The sequence below is a fragment of the Pseudomonas sp. W2I6 genome, from assembly GCF_030815935.1.
Classification (GTDB): Bacteria; Pseudomonadota; Gammaproteobacteria; order Pseudomonadales; family Pseudomonadaceae; genus Aquipseudomonas.
The window spans coordinates 2,463,463-2,484,569 of the sequence record NZ_JAUSXJ010000001.1 but is presented as its reverse complement, the minus strand read 5'-3'; the positions used below and the strand labels follow the sequence as shown (position 1 = coordinate 2,484,569).

Here is a 21,107-nt window from a genome sequence, read left to right as displayed (position 1 = left end):
GCTCACCCGCGACTCAATGTGCGCCGCGCGGGATGGTCTTGAGCAGGTCATCCGGGCTGATATAACCCACCACGCTGCCCGGTTGCGGCAGGCCGAGGATGTGGCCCTTGATCTTGCCGATCACGTGCATCTCGCAAGGCTTGCAGTCGAACTTCAGCGTCAGTACTTCGTCGCCGTGGATCAACTGCATCGGCGCAACCTTGGTCTTCACCCCCGTCACACCCTTGGCCTGTTTGGGGCAGAGGTTGAACGAGAACCGCAGGCAGTGCTTGGTGATCATCACCGGCACTTCGCCGGTTTCTTCGTGGGCTTCGTACGCCGCGTCGATCAGTTGCACACCATGGCGGTGATAGAAGTCGCGGGCCTTCTGGTTGTAGACGTTGGCCAGGAACGACAGGTGCGATTCCGGATACACCGGCGGCGGCGTGGTTTCCGCCTTGCGGCCGCCCCGTGGATGAGCCTGGATACGCGCCTCGGTCAGCGCCTCGATCACTTCACGGCGCAGGGCCTTGAGCTGCGAGTTCGGGATGAAGAACGCCTGCGGCGCATCCAGCTCGATCGCAGTGGCGTGGTACTGGGTGGTGCCCAGTTGGCCCAGCAGGTCACGCAGGGTTTCCAGGGCCTGTTCCGGCTTGTTGGCCACGCCAAACGGGCCGGGCAGGGCAACGCTGGCGCTGATGCCTTCTTCGCTGGTGACGGTCAGTTCCAGGCGGTCTTCCTGCAGGCGAGCCGCCCAGGACACACCAATACGGCGCTCGGCGGAAGTCTTGAGCAGCGCCTGCTGCCAGTTATGGTCCAGGTTGCGGTTCAACGGATGATTCGGCCGCAGTTGGTGTAAGCCGGCCGGCATCTCATTGGGCTCGACGCGGTAGCGGTAGCGCTTCTCGCCGTCTTCTTCGAACTCGCCTTTTGGCTCGGCGATGTTCGCGCGGAAACCCACCACTTCGCGCTTGATCAGCACATTGAGACCGTCGCCATTGGACAGCGGCTCATGGGTGACCACTTGCAAGTCACGCTTGCTGGCTTTTTCCACCACACCCACCGGCAGGCCGGTAAAGGTTGGGGTGTCGAAGGCGCCGATGTCGACCTTGCGGTCGGTGACGAAGTAGTCGGTGCTGCCACGATGGAAGGTCTTTTCCGGGTCCGGCAGGAAGAAATGCGCGGTGCGGCCGCTGGAAGCGCGGGCCAGGTCCGGACGGTCTTCGAGGATCTCGTCCAGGCGCTGACGGTAATAGGCGGTGATGTTCTTCACATAGCCCATGTCCTTGTAGCGGCCTTCGATCTTGAACGAACGCACGCCGGCATCCACCAGGGCACGCAGGTTGGCGCTCTGGTTGTTGTCTTTCATCGACAACAGGTGCTTTTCAAAGGCAACCACACGGCCCTGGTCATCCTTGAGGGTGTAGGGCAGGCGGCAGGCCTGGGAGCAATCGCCACGGTTGGCGCTGCGGCCATTCTGGGCGTGGGAGATGTTGCACTGGCCGGAGAAGGCCACGCACAAGGCACCGTGGATGAAGAACTCGATGGCGGCATCGGTTTCATCGGCAATCGCCCGGATTTCCTGCAGGTTCAGCTCACGGGCCAACACCAGCTGCGAAAAACCGGCCTGGTCGAGGAACTTGGCCCGGCCCAGGGTGCGGATGTCGGTCTGGGTGCTGGCATGCAGTTCGATGGGCGGGATATCCAGCTCCATCACCCCCAGGTCCTGGACGATCAGCGCGTCGACGCCGGCATCGTAAAGCTCGTGGATCAGCTTGCGCGCCGGCTCAAGCTCGTTGTCGTGCAGGATCGTGTTGATGGTGGTGAACACCCGCGCATGGTAGCGCCGAGCGAACTCCACCAACTGCGCGATATCGCTCACGTCGTTGCAGGCGTTATGGCGCGCGCCGAAACTCGGGCCGCCGATGTACACGGCGTCGGCGCCATGCAAGATGGCCTCGCGGGCGATGGCAACATCGCGCGCAGGGCTGAGCAATTCCAGGTGATGCTTGGGCAAGGACATAGTTTTTTTAGTCAGGCTTGTCACGGAGGCGGGCATTGTAGCTGCGAAATGCGCTATCGACATCTATCAAGCCCTGCGTGTGCTCCCAAACTGGAATGCACTCAACTGTGGGAGCCGGGCTTGCCCGCGATGCAGACACCGCGGTGTATCAGTGACACCGCGGCGATCCCATCGCAGCCTCGCTGGGGCTCGACAGCTCCCACATTTGATCATCGTTGGTTTATAGAGCGTTTGACTCAGGCCTTGGCCGCCATCGCCGTGACTTCAACCCGCATGCCTTCCACGGCCAGGGCTGCCACGCCAACCGCCGCACGCACCGGCCAAGGCTTGGCGAAGTAGCGCTTGTAGACTTCATTGAAAGCGGCGCGGTCGGCCATGTCGGTCAGGTAGATGGTCAGGTGCATGACCCGGTCAATCGAACTGCCGGCACGTTCCAGGGCCACCTTGAGGGCTTGCAGGGTGCATTCGCTTTGCAGGGTGATGTCGCCAAGCTCCAGGCTGCCGTCGGCGCGGGTAGGGATTTGCGTGGAGACGAGGATGCCGTTGAAACCGATGACGTCGGAGGAGATGGAGTCCGGGTCGAGATCGGGGGTGAAGGCGAGGTCGTGGTTGGCCATGGGATTCCCTTGGGTGACATCAGAAAGAAGGCCGATATGGTCCCCGAAAAAAAGGCCCGGGGCAAACCCGGGCCTTTTCGGCGAAGCAGCAAGGTAAAACGAAAGTCCACGATCAACCGTGTTTGTTTAACTAGCCTGTTGTTTTCGTGGATAGTTTAATTGCCAATAGTTGCATGCGCAGGTGCACGACTGGTTAAACTCGATTAATTAAAATTCACTGTGCATACGCGCACGCTGCTGTAGTTTTAACCCTGTCTTAGCCGCTCTGCTTCGACAACATCCTTTGGTTTGCCGCCGCAGTTTCTGCGGCGGATTTTTTATGGGCGCTGATGTATATATATTTAACTTATTTATAAAGTGGCACTTTGATAGTTGGTTGAATCAAACTATCAGTACACCAAGAGAGGCTTGTGCCTGCCCCATTTCGCACAACTGCTGTGCAAGATGAGGGATTAATCCACCGCCGCTGAATGCCTATAGTTCTTTCACCGCCGCAGCGCCCCACGGGGCATGCGAAATCCAGTCGTAGATTGAGGTGATCATAATGAATAGCGAATTCAAGCCTGACGTGGCCGATACCCAACCGCAGCACCTGCTCGATGCCGAATACTTTGAATACAGCAAGGCCGCCAATCCCATCAGCGCCAACCTGATCACGCGCATTCCCTATCACAGCTTCCCGGCCTCGCTGTACGACAGTGGGCCCTCTCGGGTAGTGCCGCTGGACCTCAGCGATGCCTTGGGTTGCGAAGGTCCGGCCACCGGTCCGGGGCTGTGTGCGAACTTCATTCGCCTGAACGCCGGCGATACGCTGGAACTGCACCCCAACGCCACTTCACAGGTGTTTTATGTCATCGCCGGGCAGGGCAGCGTGGTCCAGGGCGAGCACCGCATCGACTGGACCAAGGGCTGCTTCATCGCGCTGCCAGGCCTGCAGCAAGCGCTGTTCAGTGCATCAGAGGATGCGCGCCTGTATTACGTCCACGATGAGCCGCTGTTGCGTTACCTGGGCGTGACCCGCAGTGCCGATCGCTTCGTACCGACGCTGTATCCCGCGGAGCTGGCCAACGCAAAACTGCGGGAAGCGGCCGATGATCCCCGCGCCCAGGACCGTAGCCGTATCAGCATCCTGCTGGGCAATCGCAACTTCCCGCAGACTCGCACCGTGACCCATGTGCTGTGGGCGATGTACGGCATCCTGCCGCCGGGGTCGATTCAGAAGCCCCACCGACACCAGTCGATTGCGCTGGATTTCATCATTGATTGCCCCAAGGGCTGCTATTCGCTGGTGGGCACCGAACTGTACGCCGATGGGCAGATCCGCAACCCGGTGCGGGTCGACTGGTCGCCGGGCCTGGCGTTCGTCACCCCGCCAGGCTACTGGCATGCTCACTTCAACGAGTCCGATACGGAAGCCTTCCTGATTCCGATCCAGGACGCCGGGCTGCAAACCTATCTGCGGTCGCTGGATATCCGCTTCAGTTGAGACGTTTCCAGTGCGGTGTTTCGCCCAGTTGCTCGACGATAAAGTCGATGAAACACCGCACTTTGGACGACACGATGCGCTTGGGTGGATAGACGAACCACACCGCCGATTCACGGCCTGCGATGCGGATATCCCACTCAGGCAACCACACCAGCAACTCGCCGGTTTCAATGGGTTTGGCTACCAGCCAGTCGGGCAGCAAGGCAAATCCCAGGCCCTGTTGTGCGGCGATCAATTGTGCGTCCAGGTCGTTGATCCGGATGCTGTCTTTATGCACCAGCGGTGACACCTCACGCCCGTTGGCAAATGCGCTGTCAGCCGCCCCCAGAATCGCCGGCATGGCAGCCAGGTCGGCAGGGTTGACCGGCGCCGGATACTCCCGGCAAAACGCCGGGCTGGCCACCAGCCGGTAGCGCTCATCGCAGATCTTGCGTGCCTTCAACGTGGAATCCGCCAGGGTGCCAATTCGGATCGCCAGGTCCGCGCCGGCATGAATCAGGTTGACGTGGCTGTCGTCCAGCACCAGTTCCAGCTTGATCTGCGGGTAGCGGGCCAGGAAGGCATTCAAGGTGGGAAGGATATGGTGGCGGGCAAAGGCGGGCGGCAGGTTGAGCTTGAGCACGCCCCGTGGTTGTTCGTTCAGTGCGGAGGTGGCGGCCTTGGCTTGTTCGAGTTCATCCAGTACCCGGCGTGCGTGCGTCAGGAATGTCTGGCCACCCTCGGTCAGGTGCAGCGTACGGGTAGAGCGGTTGAACAAGGCGATGCCGAGGTCCTGTTCAAGGTCCTTCACGTAGCGTGAAACCGTGGAAGCCTTGATGCCAAGCCGGTCGGCGGCACGGGAGAAGTTATTGCCCTCGGCGGCTTCGACAAAGGCGGTTAACGCAGCGAAGTAATCCAAGGGCGGCCTCGACTTGACGGTGAGTTGCCTGGCGCTACAGCGGCGTCAGCACGTTCATCACGGTGTCCAGCGCCACCCGGGTATCGTCCAGTTGCACCAGGGAGGCATGCCGCGCGCCGAGGGCGTCACGGTTCTTGATCGCCGTGAGAATCGCCTTGTGCCGGGGCAGGCTGAGGCCCTGGATGTCGGGGCGGCGGTTGGTGATGTTGATGGACTCGCGAAGTGGCAGCGACAGCATGTTGCACATGTAGGCCAGCAAGTCGTTGCGGGTCGCATCGGCAATCGCCCGGTGGAAGTCCAGGTCGGCCTGCAGCAACGTTTCGTGGGTATTGGCGGTTTCCATGCCGAGGTAGGCTTTTTCGATGGTGGCGATGTCGGCGTCGGTCGCGGTGGTCGCGGCCATCGCGGCGATTTCCGGCTCGAGGATCCGGCGCACACCGGCCAGGGTGTTGAAAAACTCGCTGTGGGGTGTCGACTGCATCAGCCAGGTCAGCACGTCCGGGTCCAGCAAGTGCCACTGCACCCGTGGGCGCACCACGGCGCCGACCTTGGGCTTGGAAATCACCAGGCCCTTGGCGCTGAGCACCCGGGTCGCCTCACGCAATACCGAGCGGCTGACCTTGTACTCCTCGCACAAGGTGGCCTCCATGGGCAACCGTTCTTCCGGCTTGAAGCGCCCGGAAACGATGTGCATGCCCAAGTCCTGAACGATTTGGGCGTGCATGCTCTTGCGCGGCTTGGTCGGCTGCTGATCCATAACAGGGAGGCTACTCTGGCGAAATACGCGGCATCATAGCATTGCTCCCGTCCCAATTAGTGGGAATGACGCGGCACTTCGGCGCCACGGCAGCCCACCAGGAAGTCGAAGTCGCAGCCCTGGTCTGCCTGTAATACGTGGTCGATGTACAGCTGCCGGTAACCCCCGACAATCAGTTGCTCGGGCGGCGCAAGGTCGGCCATGCGGGCCGCCAGTTCGGCGTCCGGGATGTCCAGGTGCAGGCGGCCATTGGCGCAATCGAGTTCGATCCAGTCGCTTTCCTTGACCGCGGCCAACGGGCCGCCGGCCGCCGCTTCCGGCGCCACGTGCAACACCACGGTGCCGTAGGCCGTGCCGCTCATGCGCGCATCGGAAATCCGCACCATGTCGGTCACGCCCTGGGCCAGCAGTTTGGCCGGCAAGCCCATGTTGCCGACTTCCGCCATGCCCGGATAACCCTTGGGCCCGCAGTTTTTCATCACCAGGATCGAGTTGGCATCCACGTCCAGTTCCGGGTCGTTGATCCGTGCCTTGTACATGTCGAAGTTCTCGAACACCACGGCACGCCCGCGATGCTGCATCAGCTCGGGACTGGCAGCCGAGGGCTTGAGGACTGCACCCAGTGGCGCGAGGTTGCCCCGCAGCACACAAATGCCGCCGTCGGCGCGGATCGGGTTGTCGAGGGTGCGGATCACTTCGTCCTGGCCGTAGATCGGCGCTTCCCGTGTGTTTTCGCCGAGGGACTTGCCGTTGACGGTCAAGGCATTCGGGTGCGGGATCAGGTTGGCCTCACCGAGGCGGCGCAGCACCGCCGGCAGGCCGCCAGCGTAGTAGAACTCCTCCATCAGGAAGCGCCCGGACGGCTGCAGGTCGACGATGGTCGGCATGCCACGGCCCATGCGGGTCCAGTCGTCCAGGTCGAGCTCGACGCCGATGCGCCCGGCGATGGCTTTCAGGTGAATCACGGCGTTGGTCGAGCCGCCGATGGCTGCGTTCACACGAATCGCGTTTTCGAAAGCCTCCTTGGTCAGGATCTTCGACAGCTTCAGGTCTTCACGCACCATCTCCACCGCACGCATGCCGGACATGTGCGCCAGTACATAACGCCGCGCATCCACCGCCGGAATCGCCGCGTTGTGGGGCAGGGAAGTGCCGAGTGCTTCGGCCATGCAGGCCATGGTCGAGGCGGTGCCCATGGTGTTGCAGGTGCCCGCCGAGCGGGACATGCCGCCTTCGGCCGCGAGGAAATCGTCGAGGGTAATGGTGCCCGCCTTGACCTGTTCGCTGAGCTGCCACACCACGGTGCCCGAGCCGATGTCCTGGCCCTTGTGCTTGCCGTTGAGCATCGGCCCGCCGGTGACGACGATCGCCGGCACGTCGCAACTGGCGGCGCCCATCAGCAGCGCCGGGGTGGTCTTGTCACAGCCGGTCAGCAGCACCACGCCGTCGATGGGGTTGCCGCGAATGGCTTCCTCCACGTCCATGCTGGCCAGGTTACGGGTGAGCATCGCGGTGGGGCGCAGGTTCGATTCGCCGTTGGAGAACACCGGAAATTCCACCGGAAAGCCACCGGCTTCGATCACGCCGCGTTTCACATGCTCGGCAATCTGGCGGAAGTGCGCGTTGCAGGGCGTCAGCTCCGACCAGGTATTGCAGATCCCGATGATCGGTTTGCCGTGGAACTGATGATCGGCAATCCCCTGGTTTTTCATCCAGCTGCGGTACATGAAGCCGTTTTTATCGGCGGTACCAAACCAGCTGGCGGAGCGCAGGACGGGCTTTTTCTCGGACATGGCTGACTCTCTTATTGTAAGACTATATTGATCCATTCTCGGCTTAACATAGGCGTAAATTCGGGTGTTTGGAAGTGTTGTTGATTAAATAGTATTACTATATAGTCCGATTCAACGAGGCCTGGCCCTGGCGGTTTTCCGCGAGAGGCAACCCGAAACGCTCTATAAAAATAACAATCGGAGACCGCTCACATGAGCCAGGAACAGCGGCTGATACGTCGCATCACGCTGAAACTGATTCCCTTCCTGATCTTGCTGTACCTGATTGCCTACGTGGATCGCTCGGCCGTGGGCTTCGCCAAATTGCACATGGGCGCGGATGTCGGCATCGGAGATGCGGCGTATGGGCTGGGAGCAGGGCTGTTCTTTATTGGCTACTTCCTGCTGGAAATCCCCAGCAACCTGATGCTCGACCGTTTCGGCGCGCGGCGCTGGTTCGCACGAATCATGGTGACCTGGGGCGCGATTACCATCGGCATGGCATTCGTCCAGGGCCCCCACAGTTTCTATGTGATGCGCTTTCTGCTGGGCGCCGCCGAAGCCGGGTTCTTCCCGGGTGTCCTCTACTACATCACCCAATGGTTCCCGGTAAGGCACCGCGGCAAGATCCTCGGGCTGTTCATCCTGTCCCAACCCATCGCGATGATGATCACCGGCCCCGTGGCGGGCGGCTTGCTCGGCATGGACGGGATACTCGGCCTGCACGGCTGGCAGTGGTTGTTCATCGTCATCGGCACCCCGGCGATCCTGCTGACCTGGCCGGTGCTGCGCTACCTGCCGGATGGGCCGCAACAGGTGAAATGGATGGACCAGGCGGAGAAGGCCTGGCTCACCGGCGAGCTGGCCAAAGACCTGCAAGCCTACGGCCAGACCCGGCACGGCAACCCGCTGCATGCGCTGAAGGACAAACGCGTGCTGCTGCTGGCGCTGTTCTACTTGCCGGTGACCTTGAGCATTTATGGGCTGGGCCTGTGGCTGCCGACCTTGATCAAGCAGTTTGGCGGCAGCGACCTGACCACCGGGTTTGTGTCGGCAGTGCCCTACATCTTCGGGATCATCGGTTTGCTGATCGTCCCGCGCAGTTCCGATCGCCTGAATGATCGCTACGGTCATCTCGCCGTGCTCTACGTGTTGGGCGCCATCGGCCTGTTCCTCAGCGCCTGGCTGACAGTGCCGCTGTGGCAACTGGCAGCGCTGTGCCTGGTGGCGTTTGCGCTGTTTTCTTGCACGGCGGTGTTCTGGACCTTGCCGGGACGTTTCTTTGCCGGCGCGAGTGCAGCGGCGGGCATCGCCTTGATCAACTCGGTGGGCAACCTCGGCGGCTACATCGGGCCGTTCGTGATCGGCGCCCTCAAGGAGTACACCGGCAACCTTGCGTCGGGCTTGTACTTCCTGGCGTGCGTGATGCTGTTCGGGGTGGTGTTGACCGGGGTGGTCTATCGGTTGCTGGAGCGCAGGCACGTGCTGCCGCCCGACCAGTTCGCCGCCAGCGCCCGTGGCGCCACGCGTACTTAATTGGCAATCAGGAGAACACTCATGGGGTTAGTGCAGTTTGAATTGAACAACGGCGAACGCCGAGTGGGCGTGGTCGACGGCGATCAGGTACGCGAGGTGCGGGCCGCCCGCACGGTACGCGACCTGGCACTCGCCGCCATCGAGGCTGGCGTCACCTTGCAACAGCACATAGACCACCTCGGCCTGGCCGAGAGCCACGACTACGCAAAACTGCTGGCCGCGCAGAAGATCTTGCCACCGCTGGATCACCCGGACCCGGCCCACACGCTGGTCAGCGGTACCGGCCTGACCCACCTGGGCAGTGCGTCGGCGCGGGACAAGATGCACCAGAACGCCAGTGACGAAAGCGCGATGACCGACAGCATGCGCATCTTCAAATGGGGCGTGGAGGGCGGCAAACCGGCTGCTGGCCAGGCCGGTGTGCAGCCGGAATGGTTCTACAAGGGCGACGGCAGCATCGTGGTGCGTCCGGGCCAGCCATTCCCGTGGCCGGCGTTTGCCGAAGACGCCGGCGAAGAGCCGGAAATCGCCGGGCTGTATGTGATTGGTCACGACGGCAAGCCGTATCGCCTGGGCTACGCGGTGGGCAACGAGTTTTCCGACCACGTGATGGAGCGCAAGAATTACCTGTACCTGGCCCACTCCAAACTGCGCAGTTGCAGCTATGGTCCCGAGTTGCGCCTGGGTGAACTGCCCCGGCACCTGGCGGGCACCAGCCGTATCGTGCGCAATGGCGAGGTGTTGTGGCAGCACGAATTCCTCAGTGGCGAAGCCAACATGTGCCACAGCCTCGAAAACCTTGAATACCACCATTTCAAATACACCCAGTTCCTGCGCCCAGGTGACGTGCATATCCATTTCTTCGGCACCGCCACCTTGTCGTTTGCGGACGGCATTCGTACCCGGCCAGGCGATGTGTTTGAAATCAGCCAGGCCGAATTCGGCGCGCCATTGATCAACGGCATTGCCGTGGCCAACAGCGGCGTGGCACCTGGCGGCATAGGCACCCTTTGAAGGAGACAGGCATGACCCGGATTTGTGGCCATAACTACATCGGCGGCCAGCGCAGCGCTGCCGGCAGCATCACCCTGCAGAGCATCGACGCCACCAGTGGCGAGGCATTGCCCTTTGATTTCTACCAGGCCACCGCGCAGGAGGTCGACGCCGCGGCGAACGCCGCCGCTCAGGCTTACCCGGCCTATCGCAGCCTGAGCGCGCAGCATCGTGCGTCGTTCCTGGAGGCGATAGCCGATGAACTGGACGCCCTGGGCGATGACTTTGTCGCCCTGGTCTGCCGCGAAACGGCGTTGCCCGCCGGGCGTATCCAGGGTGAGCGCGGTCGTACCAGCGGCCAGATGCGGTTGTTCGCCAAGGTACTGCGGCGCGGTGATTTCTACGGCGCGCGGATCGACCAGGCGCTGCCGGATCGTCAGCCCTTGCCGCGCCCGGATCTGCGCCAATACCGCATCGGCCTGGGGCCGGTCGCGGTGTTTGGGGCGAGCAATTTCCCCCTGGCCTTTTCCACTGCCGGTGGCGACACCGCCGCCGCGCTGGCGGCCGGTTGCCCGGTGGTGTTCAAGGCCCACAGCGGCCACATGGCCACCGCCGAGCGGGTCGCCGATGCGATCATGCGGGCGGCCGAGCGCACAGGTATGCCCGGCGGCGTGTTCAACATGATCTTCGGCGGCGGTGTGGGGGAAGCGCTGGTCAAGCACCCGGCGATCCAGGCCGTGGGTTTCACCGGCTCGCTCAAGGGCGGCCGGGCCTTGTGCGATATGGCGGCGGCACGCCCGCAACCGATCCCGGTGTTCGCCGAGATGTCCAGCATCAACCCGGTGATCGTCTTGCCCAAGGCCCTGCAAACCCGGGCAGACACCATCGCCCGCGACCTGGTCGCCTCGGTGGTGCAGGGGTGCGGCCAGTTCTGCACGAACCCGGGCCTGGTGATCGGGATTGCCTCGCCAGCGTTCACAGGCTTCACCCAACAGGTCGCCCAACTGATCGGCGGCCAGCCCGCGCAAACCATGCTCAATGCCGGCACCTTGAACAGCTACGGCAAAGGCCTGCACACGCTGCTGGCCCATCCTGGCATCGAGCACCTGGCGGGCCAGACGCAAACCGGCAATCAGGCGCAGCCACAGCTGTTCAAAGCGGACGCCAGCCTGCTGATCAACGGCGATGAAGTGCTGCAGGAGGAAGTGTTCGGCCCCACCACGGTGTTCGTGGAAGTCGCCGACCAGGCCCAACTCGCTGCGGCGTTGCACGGCCTGCACGGCCAATTGACCGCGACGATCATCGGCGAGCCGGCGGATTTCACCCAGTTCGGCGAGTTGACGTCGCTGCTGGAGCAAAAGGTTGGCCGCATCCTGCTCAACGGCTACCCCACGGGCGTCGAGGTGTGTGATGCGATGGTCCACGGCGGGCCGTATCCGGCAACTTCGGATGCCCGTGGCACTTCCGTGGGCACCCTGGCGATCGAGCGTTTCCTGCGACCTGTGTGCTTTCAGAATTACCCTGATAGCCTGCTACCCGACGCGCTGAAGAATGCCAACCCGTTGCGCATTCAGCGTCTGGTAGATGGGCAGCCGTCGCGCGACGCGCTGTAACCGGTACCACCTGAAAACAACAAGAAAGCAGGAGGTTTCATGTCGTGGACCGCAGTCACACCGCACCGGGCTCGGCTGGGCGAAGGGCCGTTCTGGGATGTACCGGGCCAGGCCTTGTATTGGGTGGACATCATCGGCCAGCAGGCCTTGCGCCTGCAGGGCGGGCAATTGCACACCTGGCAATTGCCTGAGCCGGTCTCGGCGTTTATCCCGTGCGCCAGCGGCGATGCACTGGTGACCCTGAGCAGCGGCGTGTATCGCCTGGACCTCGATTCGACGCCGAGCGATCCACGCCTGACCTTGCTTTGCGTCGCCGATCCGCAACCGGGCAACCGTGCCAACGAAGCCCGCTGCGACGCCCAGGGCCGGCTGTGGCTGGGCACCATGCAGAACAACATCGGCGAGCACGGTGAAGACTTGCCGGTGCTGCGACGTTCCGGCGGCCTGTTCCGGGTCGAGGCCGACGGGCAGGTCACGCCGTTGCTGCAAGGCCTGGGGATTCCCAACACCTTGCTGTGGAACGACACCGCCACCCACGTGCATTTCGGCGACAGCCTGGACGGCACGCTCTATCAATATCCGATTAATGAACAGGGCCAGCTCGCACCCGCGCAGGTCTGGTTCGGGCCTCACTCCCGGGGTGGCCCGGACGGTTCGGCCATGGACGCCGAAGGCTATATCTGGAACGCCCGCTGGGACGGCAGTTGCCTGCTGCGGCTGACGCCGGACGGTGAAGTTGACCGGGTCATCGAATTGCCGGTCAGCCGTCCCACCAGTTGCGTGTTCGCAGGCCCCGACCTCAAGACCTTGTACATCACCAGTGCCGCCAGCCCGCTGGATCACCCGCTGGACGGTGCGGTGCTGGCGATCGAGGTCGATGTGCCGGGGAAAATCTGCCACCGCTTTGCAGGATAACCAACAGGCTGTTTAACGCATTCAAAAACAACAACAAGGAGTCACCCTATGAATCGTCGTCGTGGTATCCGTTCCCTGTGCTGCGCCGCTGTGGCGGTGTCCGCCGTCGGCCTGAGCAGCCTGTTGCTGGCGGCCGAGCCGGTGAAGATCGGCTTTCTGGTCAAGCAGGCGGAAGAGCCCTGGTTCCAGACCGAATGGGCCTTCGCCGAAAAGGCCGGCAAGGACAAGGGCTTCGAGGTGATCAAGATCGCCGTGCCCGACGGCGAAAAAACCCTCTCGGCCATCGACAGCCTGGCGGCCAACGGTGCCAAGGGTTTTGTGATTTGCCCGCCGGACGTGTCCCTCGGCCCGGCGATCATGGCCAAGGCCAAAGCCAACGGCTTGAAAGTGATCGCCGTGGATGACCGTTTTGTGGATGCCAAGGGCAACTTCATGGAAGACGTGCCTTACCTGGGCATGGCCGCGTTTGAAGTGGGCGAGAAGCAGGGCAGTGCCATGGCCACTGAAGCGAAAAAACGTGGCTGGGATTGGAAGGACACCTATGCGGTGATCAACACCTACAACGAACTCGATACCGGTAAAAAGCGCACTGATGGCTCGGTCAAATCCCTGAAGGCCGCGGGCATTCCGGATGACCACATCCTATACGCAGCCCTCAAGACCCTCGACGTCCCCGGCAGCATGGACGCCACCAACTCGGCGCTGGTCAAGCTGCCCGGCGGCGCGAAAAACCTGATCATCGGCGGCATGAATGACAACACCGTGCTTGGCGGCGTGCGCGCCACCGAAAGCGCCGGGTTTGCGGCGGCGAATGTCATCGGCATCGGCATCAACGGCACCGATGCCATTGGCGAATTGAAGAAAGCCAACAGCGGCTTCTTCGGCTCGATGCTGCCCAGCCCGCACATCGAGGGCTACAACACCGCGAGCATGATGTTCGAGTGGGTCACTACGGGTAAGGAGCCGCCGAAGTACACGGCCATGGATGAGGTGACGCTGATCACCCGCGAGAACTTCAAACAGGAGCTGGAAAAGATCGGTTTGTGGAACTGATGGCCGCTGACGTTTCCCGGCAGCCCTGCTAACGCCGGTACTGTGGGATCTGTCGAGCTTTGGCGAGGCTGCGATAGCGGTGGGTCAGGCACCTTGGATATTGATAGTGCCGACGTCATCGCAGCCTCGCCAAAGCTCGACAGCTCCCAAAGGTTTAGTCGGCAGAGAATTTCAGCACGGTATTCTGCGTGTAGGTCTGGCCAGGATCGAGACGGGTAGAGGGGAAGCTCGGCTGGTTGGGGCCGTCGGGAAAATGCTGGGTTTCCAGGGTGAACGCACTCCAGTGGGCGTAAGGCTTGCCACCCTTGCCCTTGATCGTCCCGTCGAGGAAGTTGCCGGTATAGAACTGCACGCCAGGCTCGCTGGTATACAGCTGCAAGCGGCGGCCGGACTGCGGGTCACGAACGTCGGCGGCCAGTTTGCCGATATCACCCTTGGCATCCAGCACCCAGTTGAAGTCAAAGCCACCTTGTTTAGGTTCGGCGAATTTCAGCTGGGGATGATCGTCCTTGATGTGCTGGCCGATGGCAGTGGGCTTGAGAAAGTCCATCGGCGTACCGGCGACCGGGGCCAGTTCGCCGGTGGGAATCAGGGTGCTGTTGACCGGGGTGTAATGGCTGGCATGCAGGGTGGCGACCTGCTTGAGCACATCACCGCTGCCGGCGCCGGCGAGGTTGAAGTAACTGTGGTTGGTGAGGTTGAGCACCGTGGGTTTGTCGGTGGTGGCCTTGTAGTCGATGTGCAGTTCGTTCTTGTCGTTGAGGCTATAGGTGACATCGACTTTCAGGTTGCCGGGGAAACCCATCTCGCCGTCCTTTGACAGGTAGCTCAGGGTCACGCCCACCGAATCGTCCTGCTTGACCGGCTGGGCTTTCCACACATGCTTGTCGAAACCTTGCGGGCCGCCGTGCAGCGAGTTCGGCCCGTCGTTGAGGGGCACTTGATAGCGTTTGCCGTCCAGTTCAAAGCTGCCCTTGTCCAGGCGGTTGCCAAAACGGCCGATGGTCGCGCCGAAGAACGCAGTACCGGCCTGGTAGCCCTGGACGTCATCGAAGCCCAGCACCACGTCGGCGAACTGGCCGTGTTTGTCGGGTACTTTCAGCGACTGCAAGACCGCGCCATAGGTGATGACCGTGGCTTGTACGCCATGACTGTTACGCAATACATACTGCTCGACGGCGGTGCCGTCATTGGTTTTACCGAAGGGTTTGTGTTCGCTGGACAAGCCAGCCGCCTGAGCGCCCAGGCTGGCCACCGCCAGGGAGAGGCCAAGGCCGGTAAGCAGGAATCGGGATTGCCGCATGACTGAGCTACCTTTATTGTTGTTAATTAAATAGTTCTACTATTTATTCGGCTGCAGGGCTGATTTATAGCCAACATCGCAAAACATGCAATATAAAATAAGACTAAATACAGCGGAGTGACTGCCCCATGAACACTGAAAAACAGCCCGGCGCGCAGGCGATGTACCCGGACCTGCGGGATAAAACCGTGCTGATCTCCGGCGGTGCTTCCGGGATAGGCGAGGCCATGGTGCGTGCCTTCGCACGCCAGGGGGCCAAGGTAGCCTTCGTGGACCGGGCGCAAGGGCAGGGCGACCGATTGGCGGCGATATTGTCGGCCGAGGGCTATGCCGTCGAATTCGCCCATTGCGATATCACCGACGAGATCGCGTACAAGGCCGCGATAGCGTGCCTGGCGCAGAGCCTTGGACCGATCGACGTGCTGGTGAATAATGCCGCCAATGACGTTCGGCACACCCTGGATGAAATCGACTCGGAGCGGTTCGACCAACTGATTTCGGTCAACCTGAAGCACGGGTTTTTCGCGGCCCGGGCCGTGGTGCCGATGATGAAGGCGGCAGGCGGCGGGTCGATCATCAACCTGGGTTCCATCGGCTGGATGATGGCTTCCAGCGGCTACCCGGTATACGCCGCCAGCAAAGCCGCCGCCCACGGCATGACCCGGGCCCTGGCGCGGGAGCTTGGGCCCAGCCGTATCAGGGTCAATACGCTGGTGCCGGGCTGGGTGATGACCGAGAAACAACTGGCGATGTGGGTGGATGACGCGGCCCGGGAGTTGATCGCCCGCAGCCAGTGCCTGCCGGGCAGTGTGGAGCCGGAACATATCGCCAATATGGCGCTGTTCCTGGCCTCTGATGTATCGGCGATGTGTACCGCACAGAACTTCATTGTGGACGGTGGATGGGTCTAGGCCGGGGAAGGGTCGCCATCCCGGATGCAACGAATCGCCGCCCGGGGCCTCATACAGTAACGAACGGTGGTTCATATGCAGCCACCGCAACCGACTACTTCATGGGTGCAGGTGATTGATTTATGACGGACGCCGATAAGAAACATGTGGCCTGGCTGGTGGAACAATCAATGCTGCATGCCGCCAAGCAGCGCGCCAGGCTCTACTCGGGGCAAGGCCGGTTGTGGCAACAGCCGTATGCCCATACCCGGCCCCGTGATGCTTCAGCCCTGGCATCGGTGTGGTTCACGGCCTATCCGGCGTCCATCGTCACCCGTGAAAACGGCAGCGTACTCGAAGCCCTGGGGGATGAGACTTTATGGCACGCGCTGTCAAAAATCGGCATCCAGGGCATTCACAACGGCCCATTGAAACGCTCGGGCGGTCTATCCGGCACCGAGCACACCCCCACCATTGACGGCAATTTTGACCGCATCAGCTTCGACATCGACCCGCAACTGGGCACCGAAGCCCAGCTTCAGGCGCTGGCCCGCATGGCCGCCGCGCACAACGCAGTGATCATCGACGATGTGATCCCGTCCCACACCGGCAAGGGCGCGGACTTCCGCCTGGCCGAGATGGCCTACGAAGACTATCCCGGGCTCTACCACATGGTGGAGATCCGCGAAGAAGACTGGCCGCTGCTGCCCGACATCAGCGAGGGCCGCGATGCGCAGAACCTCAGCCCACAGCAGGTCGACGTACTCAGGGACAAGCACTACATCGTCGGCCAGTTGCAACGGGTGATCTTCTTCGAACCCGGGGTCAAGGAAACCGACTGGAGCGCGACCGATGTGGTCATCGGCGTGGACGGCAAGCCCCGCCGCTGGGTGTACCTGCATTACTTCAAGGAAGGGCAGCCGTCGCTGAACTGGCTGGACCCGACCTTCGCCGCGCAGCAGATGATCATCGGCGACGCCCTGCACGCCATCGACGTGATGGGGGCGAAAATCCTGCGCCTGGATGCCAACGGTTTCCTCGGTGTGGAACGAAAACTGGAAGGTAACGCCTGGTCTGAAAGCCATCCGCTGTCCATCACCGGCAACCAGATCCTGGGCGGCGCGATTCGCAAGGCGGGCGGTTTCAGCTTCCAGGAACTGAACCTGACGGTGGACGACATCGCCGCCATGTCCCACGGCGGCGCAGACCTGTCCTACGACTTCATCACGCGCCCGGCTTACCAGCACGCGTTATTGATGGGCGACACCGAATTCCTGCGCCTGATGCTGCGGGAGATGCACACCCTGGGCATCGACCCCGGCTCGCTGATCCACGCCTTGCAGAACCATGACGAGCTGACCCTGGAACTGGTGCACTTCTGGACGTTGCACGCCCATGACACCTACCTCTATCAGGGGCAGACCTTTCCCGGCGGCATCCTGCGCGAGCATATCCGCGAGCAGATGTACGAACGCCTGGCTGGCGAACACGCGCCGTATAACCTGAAGTTCGTGACCAACGGCGTGTCCTGCACCACCGCCAGCATCATTACGGCGGCGCTGGGCATTCGCGACCTTGAGGCGATTACCCCGGCGGATATCCAGCAGATCCGCCAGATTCACCTGCTGCTGGTGATGTACAACGCGATGCAACCGGGGGTGTTTGCACTGTCCGGCTGGGACCTGGTGGGCGCATTGCCGTTGCCGGCGCAGGAGGTGGCCCACTTGATGCTGGATGGCGACACACGCTGGATCCATCGCGGCGCCTATGACCTGGTGGACCTGAATCCGGATGCGGAGCAATCCGCCGGGCAGATGCCGCGCCCGAAAACCTTGTATGGCAGCCTGATCAGCCAGTTGGCCGACCCGGATTCGTTTGCCTCGCAACTGCAAAGAATCCTCGCGGTGCGCCGAGCCTACGACATCGCCGCCAGCCGCCAGATCCTGGTGCCGGATGTGCAGCACCCGGGGCTGTTGATCATGGTGCACGAGCTGCCGGCGGGCAAAGGTACCCAGATCACGGCGCTGAACTTCGGCTCGACGCCGATTACGGAAACCCTGCACTTGCCCAATATCGCGCCGGGCCCGGTGGTGGACATCATCAATGAGCGGGTGGAGGGCGATCTGACGCCCGAGGGTGATTTCACCATCACCCTGGATGCGTATGAAGGCTTGGCGCTGCGGGTAGTGATCTGATCCACTGTAGGAGCGAGCCAGCTCGCTCCTACACGGGGACCGGCTGTTCCGCCTCCTGATGGTGCGTTGAACCAATGAACATATACATCGCAGGCACCATGAACAGCGTCAGCACGGTACCGATCGACAACCCGGCGAAGATCACCAGGCCCATGTCATGCCGTCCCGCAGCCCCGGCACCGGAGGCCCACACCAGCGGCACCACGCCCAGCACCATGGCGGCAGTGGTCATCAGGATCGGCCGCAAACGCACGCCGGCGGCTTCTTCTATGGCCTCACGCTTGCTGTGACCGGCGCGCTGCAACTCGTTGGCAAACTGCACGATCAGGATCCCGTGCTTGGTGATCAACCCCAGCAACGTCACCAGGCCCACCTGGGTGTAGACGTTGATGGAGGCAAACCCCATGGTGATAAACGCCAGCGCGCCGAAGAGTGCAGGGGGCACCGAGAACAGGATCACCACCGGGTCGCGGAAGCTCTCGAACTGGAAGGCGAGGGCCAGGTACACGATCAGGATCGAGAACATCAGCAAGCCGAAGAACCCGCCGGATTCCTGCATGAACTGGCGAGATTCGCCGGAGAAGTCCGAGGTGTAACCCGACGGCGCAATATTGGTCAGAATGGTGTTCAGTTTCGCCAGCAGTTCGCCCTGGGCGACGCCGCTGACGCCCGACAGGGTCGCCGAGTTGAGTTGCTGGAAGTGGTTGATGGATTCCGGCTGGGTTGACGTTTCGATATGCGCCACGGTGCGCGCCTGGATCATGCTGCCGGATGGCGTGCGGATGTAGTAATCGAGAATCTGGTCCGGGTTGAGGCGATCAACCTGCAACACCTGGGGAATCACTTTGTACGAGCGCCCGGCAGTGGAGAAGTAGTTCACGTAGTTGCCGCCCAGTGCCGCGGACAGCGCCGCACCGACGTCGGCCTGGGTCATGCCCAGTGCGGCGATTTTTTCCCGGTCCACCACCAGCTTGGCTTGTGGCTTGTCGAGTTTCAGGTCCATGTCGGAGAAATAGAACAGCTGTTGTTTCTGGGCCTCGGCCACCACGGCCTGGGCGACTTCGTTGAGGTTTTCCACCGAGTCGGTGGTGGTGATCACGAACTGCACCGGCAAGCCCTGGGCGCCCGGCAGCGACGGCAGCGGGAAGGCCGCAATGGTGGCGCCCGGCACCTGGTTCCATTTCTGCTGGAGTTCCAATATCAGTTGGGCCTGGGAGCGCGAGCGGTCGCCCCAGTTTTTCAGCAGCACACCGCCCAGGCCCTGGTTGAGGATAGGCAACCCGGTCAGCTGGAACATCTGCGCGTATTCCGGCTCTTTGTTGGCGATCTGGAAGGCCTGGTCGGCGATGCGCTCCATCTGCTGCGGCGAGGCAGTGGGCGGGCCCTTGATCTGCATGAACACCAGCCCCTGGTCCTCGGTGGGCGACAGTTCGCTTTTGGCGGTCATGCCGCTGGCGGCCACCAGCAGGAACAGCACAAAACCAAACGTCACCAGCACCGGCCATACGTTCAGGCCGCCCGAGAGTACGCGGTGGTAACGGCCCCGCAACCAGTCAAAGTACTGATCGAGCTTGCGGGCGAAACGACCTTCTTCCTGCCCGGTCTTGAACAGCCGGGAGGTCATCATCGGCGAAAGCGTCAACGCCACCACGGCCGACACAGTCACGGCACCCGCCAGCGAGAAACAGAACTCCTTGAACAGCGCACCGGTAAGGCCGCTGCGCAGCCCGATGGGCACGTAGGCCGCGATCAGCACCACGGTCATCGCGATGATCGGCCCACCCAGTTCCCGCGCGGCAACCAGCGCAGCCTCCAGCACGCCTTTGCCTTCTTCCTTGATATGCCGGTCGACGTTTTCCACCACGATAATCGCGTCGTCCACCACCAGGCCGATCGCCAATACCAGGGCAAGCAGGGTCAGCAGGTTTATCGAGTACCCCAGCAGGTACATGATGAAGAAGGTCCCGACCAGCGACAGCGGGATCGCCACCAGCGGCACGATCACCGCGCGGAACGAGCCGAGGAACAGGTAGATCACCACCGACACAATGATCATCGCCTCGACCAGGGTCTTCACCACCTCATAGATCGAGGTGTTGATGAACTCCGTGGAGTCATACACGATCTCGCCGCGTACCCCGGTGGGCAACTGGGATTGCAGCTCGGGGAAGGCCTCGCGCACGCTGTCGGCCACCGTCAGGATATTTGCAGTCGGCGCCGTCTTGATGCCGATGAACACCGAGCGCTTGCCGGAAAACGCCACGCTGCTGTCGTAGCTTTCGGCGCCGAGGGTGACGGTGGCCACGTCCTCCAGGTACACCAGGGCATCGCCTTTCTGCTTGACCACCAGCCGCTTGAATTCATCCACCGTGTGCAAGTCGGTCCCGGCCGTCAGGTCGACCGTCACCGTTTGCCCACGGGTGGAACCGACGGCAGACAGGTAGTTGTTGTTGGCCAGGGCGGTGGACACGTCCTGGGCTGTCACGTTATGCGCCGCCAGTTTGTTCGGGTCCATCCAGGCGCGCAGGGCGAACTGGCGCCCGCCGAGGATTTCTGCGGTTTGCACGCCCTGGATTGAGTCCAGCTTGGGCTTGACCACCCGCACCAGGTAGTCGGTGATGTTGTTGGTGGGCAGGGTGTCGCTGTAGAAACCCAGGTACATGGCGTCTGTGGTCTGCCCGACCGCCACCGTCAGCACCGGTTCCTGGGACTGCGCCGGCAGTTGGTTCTTGACCGAGTTGACCTGGGTGTTGATCTCGGTGAGGGCCTTGCTCGCGTCGTAATTCAGCCGCAGCGTGGCGGTAATCGTCGAGACACCGGTGATGCTGGTTGAAGACAGGTAGTCAATGCCCTGGGCCTGGGCGATGGCCGATTCAAGCGGCTGGGTGATAAAGCCGGCAACGGTGGAGGCGTCCGCGCCGTAGTAGGCGGTGGTGATGGTGACCACGGTATTTTCGGTGCGTGGCCATTGGTTCACCGGCAATTCGAAGATCGAGCGCAGCCCCAGGATCAGGATGAACAGCGAGACGACAATCGCCCAAACCGGCCGCTGAATAAAGGTATCGGTAAGCTTCATG

15 protein-coding genes are annotated in these 21,107 nt (G+C 62.1%); 8 read left to right on the top strand and 7 right to left on the bottom strand.

The window, feature by feature from the left end:
- Nucleotides 1-13: 13 nt before the first annotated feature.
- Nucleotides 14-2,002 (bottom strand): U32 family peptidase, encoded by a 1,989-nt coding sequence (locus QF039_RS11725; protein WP_307518228.1) that lies wholly within the window; start codon nt 2,000-2,002, stop codon nt 14-16.
- A gap of 236 nt (nt 2,003-2,238) precedes the next feature.
- Nucleotides 2,239-2,619 (bottom strand): RidA family protein, encoded by a 381-nt coding sequence (locus tag QF039_RS11720; protein WP_010170818.1) that lies wholly within the window; start codon nt 2,617-2,619, stop codon nt 2,239-2,241.
- Between the two features lie 544 nt (nt 2,620-3,163).
- Here QF039_RS11720 and QF039_RS11715 point away from each other — a divergent pair.
- Nucleotides 3,164-4,105 carry a cupin gene (locus QF039_RS11715; protein ID WP_307518226.1) on the top strand — a complete coding sequence of 314 codons (942 nt, stop codon included), beginning with the start codon at nt 3,164-3,166 and terminating at the stop codon, nt 4,103-4,105.
- Here QF039_RS11715 and QF039_RS11710 read toward each other — a convergent pair.
- The 3 genes from QF039_RS11710 to QF039_RS11700 are packed head-to-tail and all read right to left on the bottom strand — an operon-like array spanning nt 4,098 to nt 7,553.
- Nucleotides 4,098-5,003 (bottom strand): LysR family transcriptional regulator, encoded by a 906-nt coding sequence (locus QF039_RS11710; protein ID WP_177021084.1) that lies wholly within the window; start codon nt 5,001-5,003, stop codon nt 4,098-4,100. The two genes, QF039_RS11715 and QF039_RS11710, sit on opposite strands and share 8 nt — an antisense overlap.
- A gap of 34 nt (nt 5,004-5,037) precedes the next feature.
- A complete protein-coding gene (locus tag QF039_RS11705; protein ID WP_003217775.1) occupies nt 5,038-5,760 on the bottom strand; it encodes a FadR/GntR family transcriptional regulator in 723 nt (240 codons plus the stop codon).
- 56 nt (nt 5,761-5,816) lie between these two features.
- On the bottom strand, nt 5,817-7,553 hold the full coding sequence (locus QF039_RS11700; RefSeq protein WP_307518222.1) for an IlvD/Edd family dehydratase: 1,737 nt from the start codon (nt 7,551-7,553) through the stop codon (nt 5,817-5,819).
- Nucleotides 7,554-7,745: 192 nt separating this feature from the next.
- On the opposite strand from QF039_RS11700, the gene QF039_RS11695 reads away from it, so the two are divergent.
- From QF039_RS11695 to QF039_RS11675, 5 genes are read left to right on the top strand one after another with little or no spacing between them, the layout of a single operon-like run.
- Nucleotides 7,746-9,068 carry an MFS transporter gene (locus QF039_RS11695; protein WP_087693837.1) on the top strand — a complete coding sequence of 441 codons (1,323 nt, stop codon included), beginning with the start codon at nt 7,746-7,748 and terminating at the stop codon, nt 9,066-9,068.
- Between the two features lie 21 nt (nt 9,069-9,089).
- The gene (gene araD1, locus QF039_RS11690) at nt 9,090-10,082 is read left to right on the top strand and encodes an AraD1 family protein (protein ID WP_307518218.1); all 993 of its coding nucleotides are present in this window, start codon (nt 9,090-9,092) and stop codon (nt 10,080-10,082) included.
- Nucleotides 10,083-10,093: 11 nt separating this feature from the next.
- Nucleotides 10,094-11,674, top strand: coding sequence for an aldehyde dehydrogenase (NADP(+)) (locus QF039_RS11685; RefSeq protein WP_307518216.1), 1,581 nt, complete (start codon nt 10,094-10,096; stop codon nt 11,672-11,674).
- 39 nt (nt 11,675-11,713) lie between these two features.
- Complete coding sequence (locus QF039_RS11680) at nt 11,714-12,589, top strand: SMP-30/gluconolactonase/LRE family protein (RefSeq protein WP_307518214.1); 876 nt, start codon at nt 11,714-11,716, stop codon at nt 12,587-12,589.
- 48 nt (nt 12,590-12,637) lie between these two features.
- A complete protein-coding gene (locus QF039_RS11675; RefSeq protein WP_003217769.1) occupies nt 12,638-13,642 on the top strand; it encodes a substrate-binding domain-containing protein in 1,005 nt (334 codons plus the stop codon).
- Nucleotides 13,643-13,796: 154 nt separating this feature from the next.
- On the opposite strand, the gene QF039_RS11670 is transcribed toward QF039_RS11675, so the two are convergent.
- Nucleotides 13,797-14,945, bottom strand: a complete 1,149-nt coding sequence (locus QF039_RS11670; RefSeq protein ID WP_102369085.1) for an aldose epimerase family protein — start codon at nt 14,943-14,945, stop codon at nt 13,797-13,799.
- A gap of 128 nt (nt 14,946-15,073) precedes the next feature.
- Between QF039_RS11670 and QF039_RS11665 the strand changes: the two genes are divergently transcribed.
- Nucleotides 15,074-15,856, top strand: coding sequence for an SDR family NAD(P)-dependent oxidoreductase (locus tag QF039_RS11665; RefSeq protein ID WP_307518211.1), 783 nt, complete (start codon nt 15,074-15,076; stop codon nt 15,854-15,856).
- 122 nt (nt 15,857-15,978) lie between these two features.
- On the top strand, nt 15,979-18,030 hold the full coding sequence (gene treS, locus QF039_RS11660) for a maltose alpha-D-glucosyltransferase (RefSeq protein ID WP_177029046.1): 2,052 nt from the start codon (nt 15,979-15,981) through the stop codon (nt 18,028-18,030).
- Nucleotides 18,031-18,058: 28 nt separating this feature from the next.
- Here treS and QF039_RS11655 read toward each other — a convergent pair whose 3' ends face one another.
- On the bottom strand, nt 18,059-21,106 hold the full coding sequence (locus QF039_RS11655; protein ID WP_177021088.1) for an efflux RND transporter permease subunit: 3,048 nt from the start codon (nt 21,104-21,106) through the stop codon (nt 18,059-18,061).
- Nucleotide 21,107 lies beyond the last annotated feature (1 nt).

Bases quoted from the DNA above. Each gene is read 5' to 3' on its own strand.
- QF039_RS11700 (WP_307518222.1), bottom strand. From the start codon at position 7,553: ATGTCCGAGAAAAAGCCCGTCCTGCGCTCCGCCAGCTGGTTTGGTACC.
- QF039_RS11695 (WP_087693837.1), top strand. From the start codon at position 7,746: ATGAGCCAGGAACAGCGGCTGATACGTCGCATCACGCTGAAACTGATT.
- araD1 (WP_307518218.1), top strand. From the start codon at position 9,090: ATGGGGTTAGTGCAGTTTGAATTGAACAACGGCGAACGCCGAGTGGGC.
- QF039_RS11715 (WP_307518226.1), top strand. From the start codon at position 3,164: ATGAATAGCGAATTCAAGCCTGACGTGGCCGATACCCAACCGCAGCAC.
- QF039_RS11675 (WP_003217769.1), top strand. From the start codon at position 12,638: ATGAATCGTCGTCGTGGTATCCGTTCCCTGTGCTGCGCCGCTGTGGCG.
- QF039_RS11685 (WP_307518216.1), top strand. From the start codon at position 10,094: ATGACCCGGATTTGTGGCCATAACTACATCGGCGGCCAGCGCAGCGCT.
- QF039_RS11655 (WP_177021088.1), bottom strand. From the start codon at position 21,106: ATGAAGCTTACCGATACCTTTATTCAGCGGCCGGTTTGGGCGATTGTC.
- QF039_RS11680 (WP_307518214.1), top strand. From the start codon at position 11,714: ATGTCGTGGACCGCAGTCACACCGCACCGGGCTCGGCTGGGCGAAGGG.
- QF039_RS11665 (WP_307518211.1), top strand. From the start codon at position 15,074: ATGAACACTGAAAAACAGCCCGGCGCGCAGGCGATGTACCCGGACCTG.
- QF039_RS11705 (WP_003217775.1), bottom strand. From the start codon at position 5,760: ATGGATCAGCAGCCGACCAAGCCGCGCAAGAGCATGCACGCCCAAATC.
- QF039_RS11720 (WP_010170818.1), bottom strand. From the start codon at position 2,619: ATGGCCAACCACGACCTCGCCTTCACCCCCGATCTCGACCCGGACTCC.
- QF039_RS11670 (WP_102369085.1), bottom strand. From the start codon at position 14,945: ATGCGGCAATCCCGATTCCTGCTTACCGGCCTTGGCCTCTCCCTGGCG.
- treS (WP_177029046.1), top strand. From the start codon at position 15,979: ATGACGGACGCCGATAAGAAACATGTGGCCTGGCTGGTGGAACAATCA.
- QF039_RS11725 (WP_307518228.1), bottom strand. From the start codon at position 2,002: ATGTCCTTGCCCAAGCATCACCTGGAATTGCTCAGCCCTGCGCGCGAT.